The 21,293-nt window shown below is 57.2% G+C and carries 15 protein-coding genes and 1 tRNA gene; 7 read left to right on the forward strand and 9 right to left on the reverse strand.

Annotated elements, in window-relative coordinates:
• On the reverse strand, nucleotides 1-1,692 hold the full coding sequence (locus AM218_RS01735) for an ABC transporter substrate-binding protein (RefSeq protein ID WP_197274002.1): 1,692 nt from the start codon (nucleotides 1,690-1,692) through the stop codon (nucleotides 1-3).
• A gap of 1,223 nt (nucleotides 1,693-2,915) precedes the next feature.
• On the opposite strand from AM218_RS01735, the gene AM218_RS01740 reads away from it, so the two are divergent.
• Complete coding sequence (locus AM218_RS01740) at nucleotides 2,916-3,854, forward strand: hypothetical protein (RefSeq protein ID WP_157547469.1); 939 nt, start codon at nucleotides 2,916-2,918, stop codon at nucleotides 3,852-3,854.
• Here AM218_RS01740 and AM218_RS16645 read toward each other — a convergent pair.
• Together AM218_RS16645 and AM218_RS01750 are read right to left on the reverse strand one after the other, a co-directional pair.
• On the reverse strand, nucleotides 3,851-4,213 hold the full coding sequence (locus AM218_RS16645) for a hypothetical protein (protein WP_157547470.1): 363 nt from the start codon (nucleotides 4,211-4,213) through the stop codon (nucleotides 3,851-3,853). The genes AM218_RS01740 and AM218_RS16645 overlap by 4 nt on opposite strands.
• 195 nt (nucleotides 4,214-4,408) lie before the next feature.
• A complete protein-coding gene (locus tag AM218_RS01750) occupies nucleotides 4,409-5,122 on the reverse strand; it encodes a LytR/AlgR family response regulator transcription factor (RefSeq protein WP_082318019.1) in 714 nt (237 codons plus the stop codon).
• Between the two features lie 174 nt (nucleotides 5,123-5,296).
• Here AM218_RS01750 and AM218_RS01755 point away from each other — a divergent pair, with 174 nt between their 5' ends.
• Entirely contained in the window at nucleotides 5,297-5,899 is a 603-nt protein-coding gene (locus tag AM218_RS01755; RefSeq protein ID WP_054411282.1) for a DinB family protein, read from the forward strand.
• A 198-nt stretch (nucleotides 5,900-6,097) separates the two neighbouring features.
• Here the strand turns inward: AM218_RS01755 and AM218_RS01760 are convergent, their stop codons facing one another.
• On the reverse strand, nucleotides 6,098-6,640 hold the full coding sequence (locus AM218_RS01760) for a porin family protein (RefSeq protein WP_082318021.1): 543 nt from the start codon (nucleotides 6,638-6,640) through the stop codon (nucleotides 6,098-6,100).
• Nucleotides 6,641-7,037: 397 nt separating this feature from the next.
• On the opposite strand from AM218_RS01760, the gene AM218_RS01765 reads away from it, so the two are divergent.
• Both AM218_RS01765 and AM218_RS01770 read left to right on the forward strand, forming a co-directional pair.
• Nucleotides 7,038-13,244, forward strand: coding sequence for an alpha-2-macroglobulin family protein (locus tag AM218_RS01765; RefSeq protein ID WP_197274003.1), 6,207 nt, complete (start codon nucleotides 7,038-7,040; stop codon nucleotides 13,242-13,244).
• Between the two features lie 140 nt (nucleotides 13,245-13,384).
• A complete protein-coding gene (locus AM218_RS01770; protein ID WP_157547471.1) occupies nucleotides 13,385-13,876 on the forward strand; it encodes a hypothetical protein in 492 nt (163 codons plus the stop codon).
• Nucleotides 13,877-13,952: 76 nt separating this feature from the next.
• Here AM218_RS01770 and AM218_RS01775 read toward each other — a convergent pair whose 3' ends face one another.
• The 4 genes from AM218_RS01775 to AM218_RS01790 form a co-directional block, all read right to left on the reverse strand.
• Entirely contained in the window at nucleotides 13,953-14,288 is a 336-nt protein-coding gene (locus tag AM218_RS01775; protein ID WP_054411290.1) for a 2Fe-2S iron-sulfur cluster-binding protein, read from the reverse strand.
• Between the two features lie 123 nt (nucleotides 14,289-14,411).
• Nucleotides 14,412-15,425 (reverse strand): NAD(P)/FAD-dependent oxidoreductase, encoded by a 1,014-nt coding sequence (locus AM218_RS01780; RefSeq protein ID WP_054411292.1) that lies wholly within the window; start codon nucleotides 15,423-15,425, stop codon nucleotides 14,412-14,414.
• 215 nt (nucleotides 15,426-15,640) lie between these two features.
• Nucleotides 15,641-15,714: transfer RNA gene (locus tag AM218_RS01785), tRNA-Arg, on the reverse strand.
• 114 nt (nucleotides 15,715-15,828) lie between these two features.
• Nucleotides 15,829-16,548, reverse strand: coding sequence for a TVP38/TMEM64 family protein (locus AM218_RS01790; RefSeq protein WP_157547472.1), 720 nt, complete (start codon nucleotides 16,546-16,548; stop codon nucleotides 15,829-15,831).
• A 109-nt stretch (nucleotides 16,549-16,657) separates the two neighbouring features.
• Here AM218_RS01790 and AM218_RS01795 point away from each other — a divergent pair, with 109 nt between their 5' ends.
• From AM218_RS01795 to AM218_RS01805, 3 genes are all read left to right on the forward strand, one after another.
• A complete protein-coding gene (locus tag AM218_RS01795) occupies nucleotides 16,658-17,797 on the forward strand; it encodes a cystathionine gamma-synthase (RefSeq protein ID WP_054411295.1) in 1,140 nt (379 codons plus the stop codon).
• A gap of 134 nt (nucleotides 17,798-17,931) precedes the next feature.
• A complete protein-coding gene (locus AM218_RS01800; protein WP_071843662.1) occupies nucleotides 17,932-18,927 on the forward strand; it encodes an MBL fold metallo-hydrolase in 996 nt (331 codons plus the stop codon).
• A 193-nt stretch (nucleotides 18,928-19,120) separates the two neighbouring features.
• Nucleotides 19,121-19,837, forward strand: a complete 717-nt coding sequence (locus AM218_RS01805; RefSeq protein ID WP_071843663.1) for an SGNH/GDSL hydrolase family protein — start codon at nucleotides 19,121-19,123, stop codon at nucleotides 19,835-19,837.
• 277 nt (nucleotides 19,838-20,114) lie between these two features.
• Here AM218_RS01805 and AM218_RS01810 read toward each other — a convergent pair whose 3' ends face one another.
• Nucleotides 20,115-21,122: an OmpA/MotB family protein gene (locus AM218_RS01810; protein ID WP_054411297.1), complete on the reverse strand. Its 1,008-nt coding sequence runs from the start codon at nucleotides 21,120-21,122 to the stop codon at nucleotides 20,115-20,117.
• Nucleotides 21,123-21,293: the final 171 nt, after the last annotated feature.

A 21,293-nucleotide genomic window follows, 5' to 3' on the forward strand; every position in this document is an offset into this window, starting at 1 on the left:
TTACGGCTGCGGGCGCACCGAAAAGCGCGTGGCCTCATAGCCCGGCGGCAGCCCGGAGAGGCCCAGATCGGTAAAGCGCCGGGCAACGGCCAGCGGGTTGCGCTTGAAGTACAGCACCGTGAGCGGGTTTTCCTGCTGCAAAACGTGCTGCAGCCGGCGGAGCATCTGTTTCTTTCGCACGGTATCCTGAGCGGCGGCCAGTTCCGTCAGCAGGGCATCGGAGCTGGTATTGCCAAACCCGGTGTAGTTGCCGCCATTCACGCCGGTGCTGCCGGAATGCAACAGTGGCAGAAAGTTGTGCGCAAACGGATTGCCGATGAGGGAGCGGATATATAAATCAAAAGCCCCTGCCTGCAGTTGTTGCGTCAGCACGCTGCTCTCCGTAGGGCGCAGGTTGATGGGAATGCCCACCTTGCCCGCGGCAGTGCGCAGCTGCAGCGCTGTAAATTCATAAGCAGCATCTCCGGCCCGGTAGCTAATAGACAGCGCCAGTTGCTGGGCCGGGCCAGACGCGCTTTGCCGCTGCCAGGACTTATCGGCTTGCTGTTGCCAGCCGGCCTGGGTAAGCAGCTGCGTAGCCCGGGCGGGGCTAAACGCTACCGGTGCCAGACTATCGTTGTAATAATGCTTGTCGTGGGGACTGATCAGGCTGGCGCTTTGGTAAGCCAAGCCATGCTGGGTGGCTTTTATCAGGGTAGGAATATCAAATAAGTGGCTGATTGCCTGACGGGTCTTGCGGTCGGCCAGCGTCGGTTTTTTGGTGTTGAAGCCTACAGTTACTGCCTCATAAGAGTCCGAGGCATAAAGGGCTATCCGTTTCTGATCAGAGGCAGACGATGCCAGTTGCTGATAATCGGTGGCGGGCAGGCTGCTGTACACATCAATATCTCCCCGGCGCAAAGCCAGCAAGGCCGTGGTCTGATCCGGAATGATGTGAAAGGAAATCTGGTTAGGGCGGGCCAGCAAAGGGGCGGGAGTAGGTATTACCTGGTCGCCCCACCATGGCTTTTTGCGGGCAAAGACCAGCCGCTGGCCCGATTGCCAGCTTTTCAGCACATAGGGCCCACTGCCATATTTACCCGGAGACTGTTCCAGCCGGGCTTGCGAAAAGCCTTGCACAAATTGCTTCACTACCGGAGAGCTGGCGCCCATAGAGTCCAGCTGGCCTAAAGAAAAAGCCCGTAGCTGGTGCCGGGGGTCCAGTAAATGTTCCGGCAGAACGGCAAAATCCCCGGAAGTCAGCACATAATCGGGCGCAAACTGGTTGCAAACCAGCGTAAACCGCCGGGCGTCAGTGGAATCAAGCTGCACCGAACGCACAAAACCATACGTAGCCCGCATCCGCTCATTGGGCAGATCCGGGCACCGCATGGTTTTGAGCGTAAATAGAATGTCCTGGGCCGTAATGGGCTGGCCATCGTCCCAGGTAGCAGCCGGCCGGATGCGGTACGTCAGGTAGGACGTATTTCCGGCCCGCCGTACTACCGGTAGTGCTTCTGCCAGCCACGGAACAATGCGCTGTTGGGGCGCATCAATAGCCAGCAGACTCTGGTAGGTCAGGTTAATGGCCTGTATGGCTAGCGCATTTGCCAGTGTGTGCGGGTGCAGTGTTTCCGGGTCGCGGGGCCATCGAATGCGGACGTTATCCGTCCGTTTCGTTTCCTGGCGACAGCCCAACAATAACAGCAACACAACCCCACAAGTCGACAAGTAACGGTTCATCGGAGCTACACCTCTTGGTACGTTGCCGGGCAAGTTAGCCAAGTTTTAACACCGGCAGCAAGAGGAGGTAACAGCTTCCTTATACCTTAGTGCCCTTCACCCCAGATTCCGCCACCTGTATTAACCGTAGGGGGAGTGGGGGGAGTAGTTTCAGTAGCCGTAGTAGCGGTAGTAGTTGGCTTAGGAGTATTGGGAGAATGAAAGATTGTAGCAAGCTGAAGCAGAATGAGGGCGAGGAGTTCGAACATGACCAGTGGCGTAAGGAATGGGTTAGTAGAAGCTATTAAGTGTCCCGAATTTCTTCCAAAATTAGAAGGAAGTAAAGGAAGTAACAACGATAAACGTGACTATAAGTATAATCCTGGATTAATACAGGAATTATGACTTTTATTGATGTAAGACGTTGAATTTGCTAATTTACTGCAGATAGTTTTGTATTTTACTTTCATAGTCAGAAGAATAATAAGTATAATTGTGACATTGTGTTACCTGAAAAAGATGGCCTAGACACAATAATAAATAGCCCCTAGAGGGTATAGCACTCAGAGGTGATTATTGTGCTAGGATAAGAACGGGCTTTCAGGGAAAGTGGTTCGTTGCTAACAATTAGATAATATTTTCCTTAGATGAAAGAGATAGGGTCAGTAGCCAGAATCGTTTCCAACCGACGGCAGAAATTATTGCCCGTTGTAGACTTCACTGCTAAAGCTGGGAAAGGCAAAGAGGGACAATTATTGCACCTTCTTCAGACTAACCATAACCTGACTAATCTGCAGGCAACACGGGAGCTATATGGTAATCATGGTAAGGCGCAGCAAACAGCGCTGCGTAAGCTAAAGTCTCGCTTACAGCATAAGCTGCTGAATAATCTCTATTTTCTTGATCATTCTGATACGCGGCACCCCGTCTACCGGCGCTTTGAGCAGGAATGTCTGGATCTGCTCTATCAGGCCGGGGTACTACTTCGGGAAGGGGAGTACACCATGTCTGAGAAACTCTACCGTAAATGCCTGCGCCTTACAGTAGAAGGCGAGTTTACTTCCCACCAGGTAAACTGTCTGTTTGGGCTCCGTCAGATTTATGCTGAACAGCGACAGGTACTTCAATTTCGGGCTATTTGTACACAGCTACGGCGGGTTGAGCGGTTGCTTCTCATAGAAAATGAGGCGGGGCATATTTTCTGGGAAGCAAAGATGCTTTTGGCTGACCGGGTACGGGTGCGCCAGAACTTGCTGAATAAACTACCCGAGTTTATTCAGCAAACGGAAGAATACTACAAGCAAGCCCATACCTTCCGGATATACGATTACCTGTATAAGTTGCGCCTGATGCAGCAGGAGCTCATTGGCGACTATGAGGGCATTATACAAACCACAGCCTCCTCTGAAAAGCTATACCAGCGGGGTAAGCTGAATGCCAAGCGCTTCGACAGGCGTTATAACATGTACTACAGCGTGTATGCGCATTTGCAGGCCCGGCATGTACGGCAGGGGTTAAAGCTGGCTCCCGAATATCTGAAGGCATTCCACCGCTCCTCCGGCAACTGGTTTGTGCTGCTGGAATTGTATCTGACATTGGCCATGCATGCCGGCGATTATGCGCAAGCCAATGAGCTGTTGAACATGGTATTCCAAAACCCATTCTATTCTCAGTTGCGTGATTCAGCCCACCAGCGTTGGGAATTATATCGGGCCTATCACCATTTCATTGACCCTGAAAACTCGCCTTTACGAGGTTTACATTTCACACAATTCATGCAAACCTTGCCGGAGCACAGCCGGGACAAGCAGGGGCTAAACGTAGCTATTCTGATTCTGCAGTTTTTGCACTACCTGCGTTTGCGAGATGTAGAAGCACTGCTGCCTCGCCTGGAAGGCTTACGAAAGTATGCCAGTAAGCACTTGCGGAACCCTGCCGCACAGCGCACCAAGCTGTTTTTTAGATTGCTACAGCTTACTGTGAAGGAAAACTTTGATATAAAAGCCTGCGAGCGAAAAGGCCAGCCACTCTTCGCCCGGCTGGAACAAACGCCAATGCCGGGCGAAGCCTTCGCAGGAATTGAAATTATTCCCTACGAGAACCTGTGGCAGCAAACGCTGCAGATCCTGCAGATGCCTTCTGAGGGGCGCTAGGGCTGCTTATGAGTAGATGAATCGGCCAACAGGTTGATGGCCAGATTGGTGTAGCGGGTGTACTGGGCTTCCGTCAGCACGGTTTTCAGCTGGGCGGCAAACTCTGCTTGCAGGGCTTGCTGCTTCTGGTCGTGCACGGCCTTATCGTCGGCGTATTGGGTGTCTATCTCGGCCGCTTGCACCAGATGCTCATACACCAGGCGGCGCATTTGCAGATACCGCCCCTCATCTAAAGCTAATTGTTCCGTGAGCTTACGGGTAACCTCATTGGCGTACTGGCGGGTAACCTCACCGGATGGTGCCGCCGCTCCTGCCAGCGAGAGAGACAAGAGAAAGGCGAAGAGAACAGCTTTTTTCATGACAATAGGGTACTAGGTGGTAGTATAGGACGAGTAAATAAAGCAATTAAATATGTATAAAGTACACTATTATAGAAATTATTTATCTAAGTCTAATTATTAATATGCTTTATCAAAGACAATCTGATTATAGCAGGAACATAAAAGCCAGACTCCTGCTACCAGCATAGGCCAACTTTAATAAGCCACCTAAGCCTACAGGGCTCTGAGTTCATGCCGTACCCGCTTGAGGTAGGTACTGCCGATGGGAATTTGCTTGTGGGTGATGGTAATGGTATTGCCCTCCAGCGCCTGCACCCACTTGGTATTGATAATATAGGATCGGTGCACCCGTAAAAAGAGCGGACTCGGGAAGCGCTGTTCCATGGCCCGCATGGTGCCATGCACCAGTAATTTGCGCTGCCCCGTGATGATATGCACATAGTCGCTGAGGGCCTCCACGTAGCGCACCTCATCAAACACTACTTCTAGCAGCTGCTTCCCTTGCTTAATAATAATAAAATCATTGTTGTTGGGAGTGGGCATAGATTGATAAACGGGCGGCAGACACATTTCCAGCGCCTTTTGCGTGGCTTTCAGAAAGCGGGGAAAGTGCAGCGGCTTTTCTACAACATCAGCTACGGGCCATGGTAGGGGCGGAACCGCATCCGGTGCCTGCGCCAACCAAATCACAACTGGCGGTTCGGGCCAGGCCAGGGAAGTAAAGTCTGGTTGGTCCAGCAGGGTGGCTTCGTCCAGCACCAGAATGGCGGGGGACGGCCCGGGTTGGGCCTGCGCCGCAGCGAGGGAGGGATACTTGCCCAGGCATTGGAGCGAAGGAGAGGTAGCGAGAAAACTCTCGGCTTGCTGTGCCAACAAGGCATCGGCAGCTATAACAAGGCAAGGCAGAGGTGAAGTAGCTTCCGACATAGGCTAAATATAAGCAACTGCACTATAGAATGGAAGGGTTGGATAATTGGCGGGGCATAGGAAGCAAAATAGGCGCAAATGTGCTTTCCCGGCATCTATTTGCGCCTATTGTCATGGCTTAGGTTGGCCAAACGCCCCGAGTGCCGTACCTTGGGGCACCTAGGTAATACTTGTATGGACGCTACTCCCACCCGAACCGCAGACTTTCTGGCGCACCTCGAACAGGTGGTGCAGCGTGCCCGCACCATCAACAACCAGCGCTTTCGCCCGCTGGATGTGCAGGAGCTGAACATGCGCCCCGGCCCCGGGAGATGGAGCGTGGGCCAGTGCCTGGAGCATTTGAACATTATTGGCGGACACTACCTGCCGGATATGATGCGCCGGGTACGCCTGGCGCGGCAGCGCGGCAGCAAGCCCGCCGAGCTGGTAAAGCACGGCCTCATTGGCAAGAAACTGACCGAGGCCATGCGCACCCCGGCTAGTGTAAAAGCCCTGACATCGCCGCAGAAATATGCCCCCAGCGGCAGCCGCCTGCCCCGCACGGTAGTGGAGGTGTTTGGCCGGCAGCTGGATGAGCTGCTGCGCATTATTGAAGTAGCCCGCGAGGTAAATGCCAACCGCGTGCGCATCCCCAATCCCATCATCCCCCTGCTACGCCTGCGCCTCACCGATCAGCTGGAGTTCCTGGTTGTGCACCTGGAGCGCCACCTGGCCCAGGCCGAGCGGGTGCTGGACGGCCGAACCACCGCCAACGCGGAGCAATCCGAAGCCCAATAGAGCATCAAACACAAAAAGAAAGCCCGTTTCAATTGTTGAAACGGGCTTTCTTTTTTATCAGAAGGTTAACGCAGCTTACTTGCCGCCAAAGAAATAGGCAACTGATACATGCAGCACCCGGTTCTGCATTTTGGCATCCGGCTCCTCATCATTAGGAGAGTTAGGAAACAGGTTCGTTAAGCCATACTCATAGCCCAACTATGCCTGAACGGGTCCCACTTTGTAGCCTATACCTGCATTTAAGCCCGCATCAAGCGCCCGGTAGTACACGTTGTCATTGTTTTTAATCTTGTTTGAATAGTGAATGTCAGCTTCATTCGACTGGCTCTCATCTGTGCCATTGCCGGTGAGCGTTGCCTTGTAATTGTATTTACCGCTGATACCAAAAGCCGCATAAGGTCCGGCAAAAACCTGAAAGCCTTCTTCGCCTCCCACCGTGTACACGAAATTAATCGGCAACTCCAGGTAGTTCAAGCGCGAGCTAGTCTCCACATGGAAGGTGTAGCCCCGATCAGACTCCGAATAGTCTATCTTAAAACCCTTCTGGGAGAAAAGCAGGGACGGCTGCACCGAGAAGTTGCCAAACTGAGCATTTAGGGTAACCCCTACCTGCGGACCCAAGATAGATTTAGGGTCTGAATCATAACTTTTATCCTTATGCTCATAATCTGCAGAAGCAATGTTAAGGCCGACACGTGGACCAACCGTAATCTGAGCTTGAGCAGCGCTACTTGCTAGTATTCAGGCACTCATTAATAAACCATTGCGAAGTTGTTTTTTCATACTGTTCAATAAATAAAAAGGGATAGGTTGAAATGACGGAAACCCGTCACGGGGTGAAAGTAGAGAACCAGAATTTATCTGAGTATTATTTTAATAATTTCATGTGAATTTTTTTAGGCTTATTCCCTGCAGAGAAAATTACGGCCTGACTAATAGGATAAAGATGGTATAGCGTTAGCAGTATATAGCCTGAAAACCAGCCATAATAGGATACAAAGGGCATGGCAAGGGCTAAAAAGCTGTGCGTGCATGTATGCTTTTGACTGATAAATGGCATCTAGTAGATACTTACTTAGCCCGCTTGCCGCGGTAACCACCCATGCGCTTCCTTCTCTCCGCCTGTTTTCTCTTGCTGATGCTTTTCTCCAGTGGTTCCTCCGCGCCCACGCCCCCCGCTGGCCCCAACCCCAAAAAGTGGAAGCAGATTGATGCGCTGCTGGCGAAGGATCAGACAGCCTCCGCCAAAAAGCTGGTGGATGAAATCTACCAGCAGGCCCGCCAGCAGCAGGATACCCCCGAATATCTGCGCGCCCTGCTCTACAAGCTGCGTCTGCTGGAAGCTAAGGAGGAAGAAGCGGATGTAAAAGCCATTGCGCTGGTAGAAGCCGATTTGCAGCAGGCGAAATTTCCCGCCCGGCCTATCCTGCACAGTCTGCTGGCCCAGTTCTACGCCAATTATTACGAGGAGCACCGCTACCAGCTCTACGACCGCACCCAGGGCGCGAACCAAAGTGCAGCTCCCACCGATACCAGCGCCGCCGACCTGCGCACTTGGGATGCTGCCCGCCTCGGCAGCGCCGTAGTGCAGCATTACAAAGCCTCCATTGCCGATGAGCCGCAGCGCCAGCAACAGCTGTTCCTGTCGCAGCTGGGCTACGCCATTAGAGGTGGCAATGCTGAAGGCCGTGCCCTGCGCCCCACGCTCTACGACCTGCTGGCCCACCGCGCCGTGGATGGCCTGCAAAACGATGAATACTACGTTACGCGCCCCGCTGCTCAGTTTCAGCTGAAAGATGCGCGCCTGTTTGGCCCGGCCGCGGAGTTTGCCCGTCTCCGGCTCACCGCGCCTAAAGCCGATTCGCTTAACGGTCAGTTTCATGCCTTGCAAGTGCTACAGCAACTCATAGCCTTCCGCCTGCAGGATGCTAAAAACTTGGCGGCCCTGGCCGATGTGGACCGCAAGCGGCTGGCCATTGTGAAGGAGCACGCCGAAATGGCGAAGGAAGATTCCCTTTATGCTGCCGCCCTGACCCGGGAAGCCCAATCGTATCAAACGCTGCCCATCAGCACCGAGTTTCTGGCTGCTTTAGCGGACCAACTGGAAGAAAGCCAACCTGCCAAAGCCCGGGAAGTAGCTTTGGAAGCAGAAAAGCGCTTTCCCAAATCCCGGGGTGCTCAGCAGGCGAAGGCCATTCGGCAGCGTATTGAAGCTGTCACGCTTGAGTTTACCGCTGAGGAAGTACTGCTGCCCAACCAGCCTTGGCTGCTGAAACTGGAGGTGCGCAACGTAGCCAAGCTGTACGCCCGGGCTTACCGCATCAGTACTGCGCAGGCCATGCGCTACCTCAGCCGGGAAGAAAGAGGCGAAGTACAGCCCTTGCAGAAGCGCTACGCCCGCGTGCTGGCCGCCAAGCCCGCGGCAGTCTGGCCCCTGAATGTGCCCGGCACGCCGGACTATAAAAGCCACTCCGTGCAGCAGGCCGGCGTAGCACTGCCCCTCGGTCGCTATCTGATTATCGTCAGCACGGCGGCCGACGACCCTACCAAGAACCGCCCCGGCGTGACCACGGCCACTGCGGAAGTAAGTGTGAGCGAGCTAAGCCAGGTGCGCCGCGCCGCCGCAACCCAGGACGGCCCCGAGCTACTGGTGCTGCATCGGCAAGGCGGCCAGCCGCTGGCCGGCGTAAAAGCGCTGCCCTTTTTTCAGTATTACGACCAGCCAAGCCGTACATACAAACAGCGCCGCGGCGAGGTACAAACCACCAACGCGGAGGGTCAGACCCAGCTCCCCATAGGCTCGACCACCGAACAGAATATTCAGCTACAGGCGGTTCTGCTTTCCCAGGGTCCCGACTCCCTATTGGTAACCGAAGGCGGCTACTATGGTCCGCGCCGGCTGCGCACGCCCGAGGCCGAACAACCCGAGCGCCGCACTTTTCTCTACACTGACCGCGCCATCTACCGCCCTGGTCAGACGCTCTATTTCAAAGGCATCCTGACTGAAAGCCTGGCTGGCAAAGCCCGGCTTCTGACCAAACAATCCGTTTCCGTACGCTTGGTCGACGTGAATGGCCAGACGGTACAAACCCTTTCCTTTACTACCTCTGATTTTGGTTCCTTCAACAGCTCCTTGGTCTTGCCCACGGGCCTGCTGAACGGAGAAATGAGCCTTCAAACCGATAATGGCGGCGTCAGCTTCGCCGTGGAAGACTACAAGCGCCCTACGTTCCAGGTTACGTTTGGGCCAGTGCAAGGCACGCCCGTTCTGGGCAAGGAGGTGACGGTGCGCGGCAAAGCCACGGCCTATGCCGGCCAACCCATTGACGGCGGCACGGTGCAGTACCGCGTGGTGCGCCGCACCGTATGGCCGCTGTTTGAGCCTTACTATGGGCGTGGCGGAGGAAAAATCGGTTACCCCGGCCCCGGGAGAGGAGGGGAGGTTGAAATCCTGAATGGTACTACCCAAACCGATTCGGCGGGTGGCTTTGCCGTTACGTTCCTGGCTCAGGCCGATGAAGAAATGCGGCGCGGGCGCGGCGGCTGGGGACCGGGCTATATTTTTGAAGTAACGGCTGATGTGACGGACGCCGGCGGCGAAACCCGCACCGGCCAGCAGAACGTGAGCCTGGGCACCACGGCCCTCAACCTGCGCCTAGAAATTCCCGAATTACTGAACCGTGACAAAATGCCGGCCCTGCAGCTCTTCAGCACCAATGCGGCCGGCGAGCCGCAAGTCGCGCGTGGCCAGCTGCGCCTCTACCGCCTCACCCCGCCCGCCCGCGCCCTGCGCCCCCGCCTTTGGGAACGGCCCGAGCGCGAAGCCCTGAGCCGGGAGGAGTTCAAGCGGCAGTTCCCCCTGGATGCCTACGGCCCGGAAGACAACGACAGCACCTGGGCCCGCACGCTTGTACTCACCCAGGATTTCGATACCGAGAAAACCCCGCAGCTAACGGCTCTGGCTACCCAACTGCAACAGCAGGTACCCGGCCGCTACCTGTTGGAGGCTACGGCCACCACAACTATCGGAACGCCGGCTAAAACGGAGCGGGCTTTTACACTGTTTTCGCCCACGGCCAAAGAGTTGCCAATTCCTGCCCCGGATTGGTTTGTTACCCTGCAGGACAGCGTAGCACCCGGACAAACGGCCCGTTTTCTGGTGGGGAGCAGTGAGGCCGGTGCCCGCATTCTGGTGGAAGCCGAGGCCAAGGGCAAAACCCTGCGCCACGAGTGGCTCACGCTGAAAGCTAATGAGCAGCGCCTGGTGGAAATAGCAGTGCCGGCTGCCCTCGGCGAAACCCAGCTCTACCTGCACGCCACGCAAGTGCGCGACAACCGCCTGTACACCCACACGGCCCCGGTGCAGGTAGCTACGCCGCCTGCGCCGCTGGTGCTCAGCATTGCCACCTTCCGCGACAAGCTCCAGCCCGGCCAGAAGGAAACCTGGCGCGTCACCATCTATAATACCGCCGGCAAGCCCGCTGATGCGGAGCTGATGGCCAGCCTGTATGATCAGTCGCTGGATGTATTCCGGCCACATTCTTTCATGCCGCTGGAATTCCCGAAACCGTATTTTCCGGCTGTGCTGGCGTGGAATGGACAGTTTGGGACGGAGGAGTCTAGAATACTCTTAGCTGGGCAGCAACCCAATATCCAGGTTGACTTAGTCGAATATCCGCTGCTGAATCAGTGGGGTTATTTAGATAACCAGGGTATGATGCTTTATGAAAGCGTAGTCGTACAGAATGGTGGTGGAAGGAAAACTACCAAAGGCAAAACAGCCCGGGTTTCAGGTCAGGTAGAAATGGCTGCTGCGCCCGCAGCCATGGACATGGCTCAAGGAAAGCAACTCAGCGAAGTGGTAGTCACAGGCCTAGGAGCTGAGGAGAAGTCGGCGCCACCACAGGTTGACCTCTCCGCCATCCAAGCCCGCAAAGACTTCCGTGAAACAGCCTGCTGGTTACCAGCCGTGCGCACCAATGCTAAAGGCGAAATGGTCTTGGAGTTCCAGATGCCGGAAGCCGTCACGCGCTGGCAACTGCTGGCCCTGGCCCACGATCAGCAACTGCACACCGGCCTGCTGCGCCGCGAGCTGGTTACCCAGAAACAGCTGCAGGTAACGCCTAATGCCCCGCGCTTCTTCCGGGAAGGCGACCAGCTGCGCCTCACCGCCAAGCTCAGCAACCTCACTGATCAACCCATGAGCGGCACTGCCCAGCTGTTTCTGCTGGATGCCCGCACTCAGCAGCCCCTTGATGGAAAGCTGCTGAAAGGGGCCGCGCAGCAGAAGTTCACCCTCAGCGCCAACCAAAGCAGCGCCGTGGGCTGGGACCTGCAAATTCCGGAAACCGCCGAAGGTGAGCTGCCGCTGGAAGCCATAACCTACCGCGTAGTAGCCCAAACGGAAGCCCCCAAGCAGTCGAAGCGCAAATCCAAAAAGCAGCCGGTAGAAACCTATTCCGATGGCGAGGAAAACACGCTACCGGTGCTGCCTAACCGGTTGCTGGTTACCGAGAGCCTGCCGCTGCCTATTGTAGGCCCGGCCACACGGGAGTTTGAGTTGAAAAAGCTGACCAGTACCACGTCGCCCACGCGCCGGAATTACTCGCTCACGCTGGAAATGACCGAAAACCCCGCGTGGTATGCCGTGCAGTCCCTGCCGTACCTGATGGAGTACCCCTATGAGTGCTCCGAGCAGGTATTTAGCCGCCTGTATGCCAACCTGATAGCCGCGAAGATCCTGCAAAGCAACCCGCGTCTGAAAACGGTGCTGGAAGAGTGGAAGCGCGCCGCTCAAAGCGGCGACAAAGCCGCCCTCACCAGCAAGCTGGAGCAAAACCAGGAGCTCAAAAACCTGCTGCTGCAGGAAACCCCGTGGGTGCGTGATGCGCAAAATGAAACCGAGCGGATGCGCCGGCTGACGGAGCTGTTTGACGAGCCGCGCCTGAAGGCGGAAACTGCCCGAGCCCTCACCAAGCTGGCCAAAATGCAGCATCCCAACGGCTCCTTCCCCTGGTTTGAGAAGATGCCCGATGACCGGTACATCACCCAGCTGATTATTGCCGGTTTCGGCAAGCTGCAGAAGCTGGGCGCTTTCGATGCTACCCAGGATGCCCAGGCCCGCCCGCTGCTGGAAAACGCCGTGCGCTACCTCGATGAGCAGCTACAGCACGACTACACCGAGCTGCGCAAGCAGAAAGGCGTAGACCTGAAGCAGCAGCACGTTTCGGATGTTCAGATTCAGGCGCTGTACGCCCGCAGCTTCTGGCGGAAACAGGCCGTAGCCAAATCAGCCCAGCCCGCTGAAACCTATTATCAACAGCAAGCCGCCACTTATTGGAAAGTGCACACGCGCTACCTGCAGGCGCAAACAGCCCTGGCCCTGCATCGGCAGAAAACACAGCCGGCTGCCGTAAAGGATATTCTCACGGCCCTTTCGGAAAATGCCCTGCACTCACCGGAGCTGGGCATGTACTGGAAAGAGGTGCGCGGCGGCTACTACTGGCGCGAAGCACCCACAGAAACCCAGGCCACGCTCATCGAAGCCTTCGATGAAGTGCGCAACGACCAAAAATCAGTGGATGAAATGAAGCTGTGGCTGCTGAAGCAGAAGCAAACCCAGAACTGGGAAAGCACCCGTGCCACCGCCGATGCCTGCTACGCCCTGCTGCTGCGCGGCTCCGACTGGCTCCAGCCGACCAAACCCATTCAGGTAACGGTAGGAGGGGAGACTGTGAAGCCCAGCACGCAACAGGCCGGTACGGGCTACTTCAAAACCACCTTCCCCGCCACGCAAATCAAACCCGCCCAGGGTAAGGTAACGGTGCAAAAGACCGATGCCGGCGTAGCCTGGGGCGCGCTGTACTGGCAGTATTTTGAGCAGATTGATAAGATAACCCCGGCTGCCACGCCCCTGAGCCTGGAGCGCCAGCTCTTCCGCGAGCAGCGCACGGCCGGCGGCCCCACCTTGGAGCGTCTCACCGCCGCCACGCCGCTGCGGGTAGGCGACGTGCTGGTGGTGCGCCTCGTACTGCGCTCCGACCGTGACCTGGAGTACGTGCATCTGAAAGACCAGCGCGCCGCTGGTCTGGAGCTCATCAGCCAGACCTCAGGCTACCGCTACCAGTCCGGCCTGGGGTATTATGAGAGCCCCCGCGACGCGGCCAACAACTTCTTTATCGGCTTTTTCCCGAAGGGTATGCACACCTTTGAGTACCGCCTGCGTGCGGCCCAGAGCGGTGATTTTTCGGGTGGCCTCTCCCAGCTGCAGTGCCTGTATGCGCCGGAGTTTACCAGCCATTCGGCCGGTACGCGGGTGCTGATTTCTGGCATGGCAGGAAAGTAGGGTGAAATTGCATTTTTAATTTGGCCATCGATGCCTGTGCGCTGTGAAAGGGCTTTTGCAGCGTGTAGGCAAAGGTGTAGTTTGCTATTCGATTCAGGATCTGGTACTTTTGCCACCCTGTCCACCGAAAAGAGTAGTAAATGCGCACTATTTTCCTTCTAGTCGGACTGCTGTTGAGCAGTGCGGGAGTGTTTGCCCAGGGTAAGAAAAAGGCTGCCCCAGCCCCGGTTATTGACCACGATGGCAAGGTAGCCGTGCCGGTGAAACCGGCCCTGCCGGGCGAAGAAAAACTATCGGCCCGGGAGCGGGTAGAGCGGGACTTTCTGATGCCCGTGCGCCGCAAGCAGTCCGTTTCCAAGGCAGAGTCTGTGGCCATACCATCGCCCAGCATGACGGCCCGCAACATAGAAACCGCCCGGGAGGCGGAGGCCGAAGCCGCCGCTAAAGTTCCGGAGAAGCTCGTGGCAGAGCCGGTTGCTTCCAGCACTTCTAACCGCACCACCGCGCGTGCTGCTTCGGTTGCACACACCAGCCGAAAGACTGCGGCCCGCAAAACATCTGCGGCCCGTAAGGCAGCTGCAAAAAAGAAAGCCGCCGCCCGGAAGAAAAAGAGCCGTCGGCACCGCCGCTAAGAATACGCCAGCCATAAAAAAAGGCGCTACCGGATTTCGGTAGCGCCTTTTTTTATGGCTGATGTGGTTGAGCAGCTTAGGTGCCCTGCGGCATGAGGCGCACCACCAGCCCATCCAGGCGGGCGTTGATGCGAATCTGGCAGGAGAGGCGGCTGCCCTGCGTCATTACGGGCAGGCTTTCCAGCATAGCCAGCTCATCGTCGCTGGGCTCAGGCAGCTCGGGGCCGGCCAGCACTTCTACGTGGCAGGTGCCGCACAGCGCCATGCCGCCGCAGGTAGCCTGAATGTCGTAGCCATCAGCCTTCAGCAGCTCCATTAAGCTCAGGCCCATATCGGTGGGGCCTACAATCTCGCGCCGGTGGCCCGGCTCTTCCTCTACATATACTCGAACTTCAGTAACGTCCAGGCTCATATCTCAGCGTCAGTAAAACTATCAAAACAAGGGCGCCAGATTTCCGGGCCGGGGTGCAAAGAAAAGAAGAGGCAGGCAAACCCACCTCTTCTCCATTCATAATATCCGAAAAGGATAACGCTGCTAGAGAGTGGGCACCCCGTTTACGGTGGTGTACTTCAGGACGTATTTCTTATCCGGGTTGATGTACTTGAAAGCCCCCTGCGCCATCAGGGCCGCCTCGTGGAAGCCACACAGAATGAGCTTCAGCTTGCCGGGGTAGGTGTTGATATCGCCGATGGCGAATACGCCGGGCAGGGAAGTGGAGTAGTCCAGGGTATTCACCTTCACGGCATCATCTTCCAGCTCCAGGCCCCACTCGCCAATGGGCCCCAGCTTGGGCGTGAGGCCAAACAGGGGGATAAAGTGGTCAAGCGGTACAGATTCTGTTTCGCCGTTGTTGGCGGTGATGGTGACGGCCTCCAGCTTACCGTTGCCGTGCACGTGGGTGACGTTGCTGCTCAGCACCAGGCGTACTTTGCCGGCCTCGTGCAGCTTCTGCACTTTCTCCGCCGAGTCGGCGGCGCCGCGGAAGGTGGTGCCGCGGTGCACCAAGGTTACTTCTTTGGCCAAATCGGCCAGGAAAATGGTCCAGTCAAGGGCGGAGTCGCCGCCGCCGGCAATAACCAGGCGCTGGTTGCGGAAGTACTCCGGGTCGCGCACCATGTAGTGCACGCCGCGGCCGCCTTCAAATTTCTCCAGCTCATCAATAGCCGGCTTGCGCGGCTCAAAAGAGCCCAGGCCGCCCGCAATGGCAATGGTCTTGCAGAGGATTTCGGTGCCGTCGGTGGTGAAGAGCTGAAAAGAGCCGTCCTCGAGCTTGGCAAAACGCTCTACCCGCTCACCCAGCGTGAAGGTGGGGTGGAAGGGCTCAATCTGCTGCATCAGGTTGCGCACCAGGTCGCCGGCCAGAATGCTGGGGAAGCCCGGAATATCGTAGATAGGTTTCTTGGGGTATATCTCCGAGAGCTGCCCGCCTACCTGCGGCAGGGCATCTACCACGTGGCAGCGCAATTTCAAAAGTCCGGCCTCAAATACGGCAAACAGGCCCACCGGGCCAGCCCCAATGATGCAGATATCGGTGGAAATGGTATTCATACGTAGCAAAAGATTCGCGAAAAGGTTGCTCTCGTAACAAGAAAACTAGGCAAAACGTTGGCCGCTCCCGGCAAACGGCTGCAAAGGTACGCGTTGTAAGCGAGCGGGTTGATGCTGCCCCGGGAATTTGCTGCTGCAATAATGGCCGCCCAGAGGCAGCGCACAGCCCGGAGGAAAAAGAAAAAGCCCCTCAGCATGGCGCTGAGGGGCTTTTGTGGTCGTGTAAGGAGTCGAACCTTAAACCTTCTGATTCGTAGTCAGATGCTCTATCCAATTGAGCTACACAACCATTTCCCTTTTGAGGAGCACAAAGATAACAGCTAAATTTTTTGTCTGGCAAGCCGGTGGGCTGATTTTCTGCCGAAAAAATGGATTGACGGGCGCAAGAAGCTGAAAGTCAGTTTTAATTTTTTTGCGGCGTCGCGGCATTTTTGCCTAAGGCACGCTTCAGGGCCCGGTTAAATAAGTAATACAACCCGAATAACGACACAACAATGAGCACCAGCACCAGAACTTTGCCGCCCGTGCCGGTATCGGGGTTGCTGAGCAGGGCCAGCGCATCCTGGGCTTGGGTGCCCAACCAGTAGAAGAACAGGCTGCGCGGCAGCATGCCCACCACCGAGGCCAGCAGAAACTTCCGGCGGTTTACACGCATCACGGCCAGTACAAACGTCATGAGAGCAAAGGGCAGCACCGGGGAAATGCGGGTGAGCACAATCAGCTGCCAGCTTTCGTGGCGCAACTCCTGCATCACGGCATCGGCTTTGGGAAAGTGGTGCAGAAACTGCAGCATGCGGCCGTGGTCCAGCGAAGCCGCAATATGGTAGCCAATGAAGGCAGCCAGCGCGTAGGCCAGCACCATGCCGGGCAGGCCAATCCAGCCCAGATAAAAACCCGTGACGATGGCCACAAATGTGGTGGGCGTGAGGGCAAAAGCCATGGTGAAGGCAATAACCACAAAATAAAACACCGCACCACCCAGGCTCAGGTTCTGGAGCAGCTCCTGGTTGCGGTACAGGAAATACGTGAGCGAGGAGCTGCCTACCACCGGCATGGCCACCAGCAAGAGCATGGACAGCAGGGTGGAGGCGTTTTTTTGAAAAAGCTCTTTGAGGAAAGCCATAGGCAGAATAGGCAGCGGGCCGGTTGTTTTGTGATGCCGCCCCGCAATGCAAGCTACGGCGTACGCTACATCTTGGCTAACTTGCCGCCCCAATCCCAAGCCCCGACCTATGAAATTCGGAACCAAAGCCATCCATGCCGGCGTGCACCCTGACCCCGAAACCGGGGCTATCATGACGCCCATCTACCAGACCTCGACCTACGTGCAACGCTCCCCCGGCGACCACAAAGGCTATGAATACTCCCGCACCCACAACCCCACCCGCACCCAGCTGCAGGATGCGCTGGCGGCGCTGGAAAACGGCAAGCATGGTCTGGCCTACGCCTCAGGCATGGCCGCCATCGACTGCATCATTAAGCTGCTGCAGCCCGGCGACGAGGTGATTTCCACCAACGACCTGTATGGCGGCACCTATCGCCTCTTTACCAAAGTGTATGCGGCCTACGGCATCAAATTTCACTTCGTGCCCATGCACGATATGACGGCCGTGGAGGCAAAGGTAACCGCCAACACCAAGCTCATCTGGGTAGAAACGCCTACCAATCCGCTGCTCAACGTTATTGATATTGAAGCCGCCGCTGCCGTAGCCAAGAAAGCCGGTGCGCTGCTGGTGGTAGACAATACCTTCTCCACCCCCTACCTGCAAACTCCGCTGGATCTGGGGGCGGATATGGTGATGCACTCCCTCACTAAGTACATGGGCGGCCACTCCGACGTGGTAATGGGTGCTGTGATTGTGAAGGACGACGAGCTGCACGAGCGGCTGCGCTTCCTGCAGAATGCCTGCGGCGGCACGCCTGGCCCCCAGGACTGCTTCCTGGTGCTGCGCGGCCTCAAAACCCTGCACATTCGCATGCAGCGCCACTGCGAAAACGGCCGCGCCGTAGCGGAGTACCTCCAGAGCCACCCCAAAGTAGAAAAGGTGTTCTGGCCCGGTTTCCCCGAGCATCCCAACCACGCCGTAGCTGCCCGGCAAATGCGTGGTTTCGGCGGTATGATGTCGTTTGTGTTGAAGGGCGACCGGATGGAAGATGCCGTAGCGGTGCTGGAGAAATTTGAGCTGTTCTCGCTGGCCGAAAGCCTCGGCGGCGTAGAAAGCCTGAGCGGCCACCCCGCCTCCATGACGCACGCCAGCATTCCCGCCGAAGAGCGCCGCAAATCCGGCCTGTCTGACTCACTGATTCGCCTGAGTGTGGGGATTGAAGACGTGGAAGATTTGATTGAGGATCTGAAGCAGGCTATTGGGTAAAATAACCGTTGCCATGTCTAAAACCGCCCGGCCATTTGGTCGGGCGGTTTCTTTTTTAAAGGCTGCCGGTAAAGTAATTAAGCACGCTCACTCGTCATCCTCCAAACGCGCCCAACCGGCACGTGCTCCTTCCTATGAAAACGCCTTCCCAATTCAACGGCAAAAAATACCTGAATACCATTCCCACTGGCATGTCGGGGGAGTATGGGCGCATGGCGCGGCGCTGGCTCACGGGCAAGGAGGAGCGGGAGCCGCAAATCCCGCTGGGGCCTTTTGCAGCGGATGCCGCTGCCCTCTCGGAGCCCGTACCGGCCGATGCGCTGCGGGTCACCTGGTTCGGGCATTCGTCTACGCTGATTGAGCTGGATGGCAAGCGCTTTTTAACGGACCCGGTCTGGCGGCAGCGGGCATCTCCCTCCACTTTAATGGGCCCAAGGCGGTTTTTTGCCCCGCCGCTGTCCCTGGCCGAGCTGCCTGCGCTGGATGGCGTCCTGCTTTCCCACGACCATTACGACCACCTCGACAAAGACGCCATTCGGGCGCTGGGCCGTACCGGGGTGCCGTTTTACTGCCCGCTGGGCGTGGGCGGCCACCTGCGTCGCTGGGGAATTAAGCCGGAACAGATAACTGAGCTGGACTGGTGGCAGGAAGTGAAAGTGGACGACACCCATACGCTGGCCGCCACACCCGCCCGCCACTTTTCGGGCCGCACCCTCACCCGGGACGATACCCTATGGGCTTCCTGGTGCATTCTTGGCCCGCTGCACCGCGCCTTCTTCGGCGGCGACTCCGGCCCCTACGAGGCCGGCTTCCGCGAAATCGGCGCCGCCTATGGACCTTTTGATGTGGTGATGCTGGAAATTGGGGCGTATGATGAAATGTGGGCCGATATCCATATGGGTCCCGACCATGCCCTGGTGGCCCACCGGGCATTAGGTGGCGGGGCACTGCTGCCATTGCACTGGGCCACATTCAACCTGGCCTTCCATAGCTGGCACGAGCCCGCTGACCGGCTGGTAGCAGCGGCCGGACCGGAAGTGCCATTGCTACTGCCGGCTCCAGGCCAGCGGGTAACCGTAGCGGAAGGGCCCTTGTCCGGCTACTGGTGGCATGCATACCGAAGTAAATAAAGGTTGGGATGAGGCTGATTCTCCGGCAAATACTACCCAATAGGAGGGAAGCTAAACGGGGAGCACCAGCAGGCCGGAGTGTGTGGTGGAGCCGGCGAAGTAACCCGGAACAATAGCCTGAATAAGCCGGTATCAATCTGAAACCTCTGGCATGGCGTACATGCAGGAACTCTCCCCTCACTGACTGCTCTGCATGCGTATTCTACTGTTGATCCTGATGATATTGGGCTTTGGTTGTGCCAAGCCTACCGTAGAGCCCGCACCCACCAGCGGGCCGAGCACCACGCCCATTCCGCCGCCTGCCGGCCCGGCTATCAGCTTTCTGTCTTTAGGCGATTCCTATACCATTGGGGAGGGCGTGCCGGCCACCGACCGGTGGAGCGTGCAGCTGGCGCGCATGGCCCAGACGCAGGGCCTCAACCTGCAAACCCCCGATATCATTGCCCGCACCGGCTGGACCACGGGCGAGCTGCAGGCCGCTATTCGGGCTGCTAACCCACCGAAAAACTACGAACTGGTTTCATTGCTTATCGGCGTGAATAATCAGTACCGGGGCCTGCCGCTGGCTTCTTATCAGACCGAGTTTCGGGAGCTGCTCCACACTGCCATTGAGCTGGCGGGTGGGCGGCCCGGCCGGGTATTCGTGCTGTCTATCCCCGATTGGGGCGCCTCCCCCTACGCCCGGGGCCGCGACCAGACTAAAATTACCGGGGAAATAGACCAGTTTAATGACGCTGCCAAACAGGAATGCCAGCGGGCCGGCGTCGCCTTTCTGGATATCACCGGCCTTACCCGAAACGCGGCTGGCGACGCCTCCCAGTTTACGATGGACGGTCTCCATTACTCGGGAAAGCATATGGCCTGGTGGGCCAGTGCTGCCTTGCCGGTTCTGCAGGGATTAGTAAAGTAGAAGCAGCCGTTCCATAGTGCCCGGCATGCAGATAGCCGATATTAACGGTCATGCCGAGCGCAGTCGAAGCATCTCTACTGCTTCGTTGGGTTTGCCACACTAGCGAGATGCTTCGACTGCGCTCAGCATGACACGTTCTTTTATGACGGCCTTTCCCAACAGAGTCAGCACGCGAGATGCTTCGCTGTGCTCTGCATGACATTAATGTTTAAGTCTAAAGCAAAAAGAGCCGGCACTACAATAGGGCCGGCTCTTTTTGCTTTAGAACAGATGCTGTTTACTTACCGCTGGTGGAGTTGGAGTCCAGAATCTTGAGTAGCTCGTTGAGCTTGGGGGTGAGGATGATTTCCGTGCGGCGGTTCAGGGCTTTGTTGGCGGCGTTGTCGTTGGGGGCTACGGGCACGTACTGCGCGCGGCCGGAGGCCGTAACGCGCTCCGGCTGAATGCCGCCGCTGGTGAGCAGGCGGGCAATTTCGGTGGCGCGCAGGGTGCTCAGGTCCCAGTTGTCCTGCATGCCGGCGGTGCCGCGCAGAATGGGCACATTATCAGTGTGGCCTTCTACTACCACGTTCACATCGGGCTGAGTTTTGAGCACGGCCGCCAGCTGTTTGAGGGCTTCCTGACCCTTGGGGTCTACTTTGGTGGAGCCGGATTTGAACAGCAGCTGCTCGGAGAGGGAAACGTACACTTTGCCGTCCTTCATCTTCACCTGCAGATCGGTGCCCTGGAAGCCGCGCAGGGCGTTGCTTACACTGGCTTTGAGGTCGTTGACGGCTTTGTCCTTCTCGGCCAGGGCTTTTTCCAGCTCGGCCATGCGGGCTTCGCGCACTTTCAGGTCGGCGTTCAGCTTATCTATGGCCGTTTTGCTTTTGTTGAGCGAGGTTTCCAGCTCGCCCAGCTCGGCCTCGCGGCGGGCCAGGTCGCGGGCTACTTTGTTGTAGTCGGCGGATTTATCGGCCATGGCCCGGTCCGAGTTCTTCAGGAGCTTATCGTAGCTATCGGTAAGCTGGGTGTAGAGGGAGCGGGTGCGGCGCAGGGCGTTGCCGGTCTGGGCCGAGTCGTCGGCGAGGCGGCGGTTCTGCAGGCGCATTTCGGTCAGGTCGTCGGTAGCTTTCTTCAGCTCGGTTACGGCCTGCCGCTGCTGGCGCTCCGCTTCGGTTTTGGCTTGCTCGGTGGCGGCCTGGCGGGCGCGCAGGTCGTCGTATTTTTTGGAGGCTACGCAGCCGGGCAGCAGGGAAGTGGTAGCCAGAGAAGCCGCCAGCAGCAGGAGAGAGGATTTTTTCACAACCGGAACATGGGTAAACACAACGAAAACGCGCAGACGGCCCCTGGGCCGCATACCCCGGCCAAGGTAGCTACTTCGGGCCGCACGGTGCAAACTACCGGGTAGCACCAACCCGTTTTCGGTCTATATTTGTTTTCCTGCCTTCCTGGTTTTGTTCCACCCAAATTCCTT

This window comes from Hymenobacter sp. DG25A, assembly GCF_001280305.1.
GTDB lineage: Bacteria > Bacteroidota > Bacteroidia > Cytophagales > Hymenobacteraceae > Hymenobacter.

Coding starts and splice junctions, on each gene's coding strand:
- AM218_RS01740 (WP_157547469.1), top strand. CDS start 2,916: ATGCTTTTGGCTGACCGGGTACGGGTGCGCCAGAACTTGCTGAATAAA.
- AM218_RS16645 (WP_157547470.1), bottom strand. CDS start 4,213: ATGAAAAAAGCTGTTCTCTTCGCCTTTCTCTTGTCTCTCTCGCTGGCA.
- AM218_RS01750 (WP_082318019.1), bottom strand. CDS start 5,122: ATGTCGGAAGCTACTTCACCTCTGCCTTGCCTTGTTATAGCTGCCGAT.
- AM218_RS01755 (WP_054411282.1), top strand. CDS start 5,297: ATGGACGCTACTCCCACCCGAACCGCAGACTTTCTGGCGCACCTCGAA.
- AM218_RS01765 (WP_197274003.1), top strand. CDS start 7,038: ATGCTTTTCTCCAGTGGTTCCTCCGCGCCCACGCCCCCCGCTGGCCCC.
- AM218_RS01770 (WP_157547471.1), top strand. CDS start 13,385: ATGCGCACTATTTTCCTTCTAGTCGGACTGCTGTTGAGCAGTGCGGGA.
- AM218_RS01775 (WP_054411290.1), bottom strand. CDS start 14,288: ATGAGCCTGGACGTTACTGAAGTTCGAGTATATGTAGAGGAAGAGCCG.
- AM218_RS01780 (WP_054411292.1), bottom strand. CDS start 15,425: ATGAATACCATTTCCACCGATATCTGCATCATTGGGGCTGGCCCGGTG.
- AM218_RS01790 (WP_157547472.1), bottom strand. CDS start 16,548: ATGGCTTTCCTCAAAGAGCTTTTTCAAAAAAACGCCTCCACCCTGCTG.
- AM218_RS01795 (WP_054411295.1), top strand. CDS start 16,658: ATGAAATTCGGAACCAAAGCCATCCATGCCGGCGTGCACCCTGACCCC.
- AM218_RS01800 (WP_071843662.1), top strand. CDS start 17,932: ATGAAAACGCCTTCCCAATTCAACGGCAAAAAATACCTGAATACCATT.
- AM218_RS01805 (WP_071843663.1), top strand. CDS start 19,121: ATGCGTATTCTACTGTTGATCCTGATGATATTGGGCTTTGGTTGTGCC.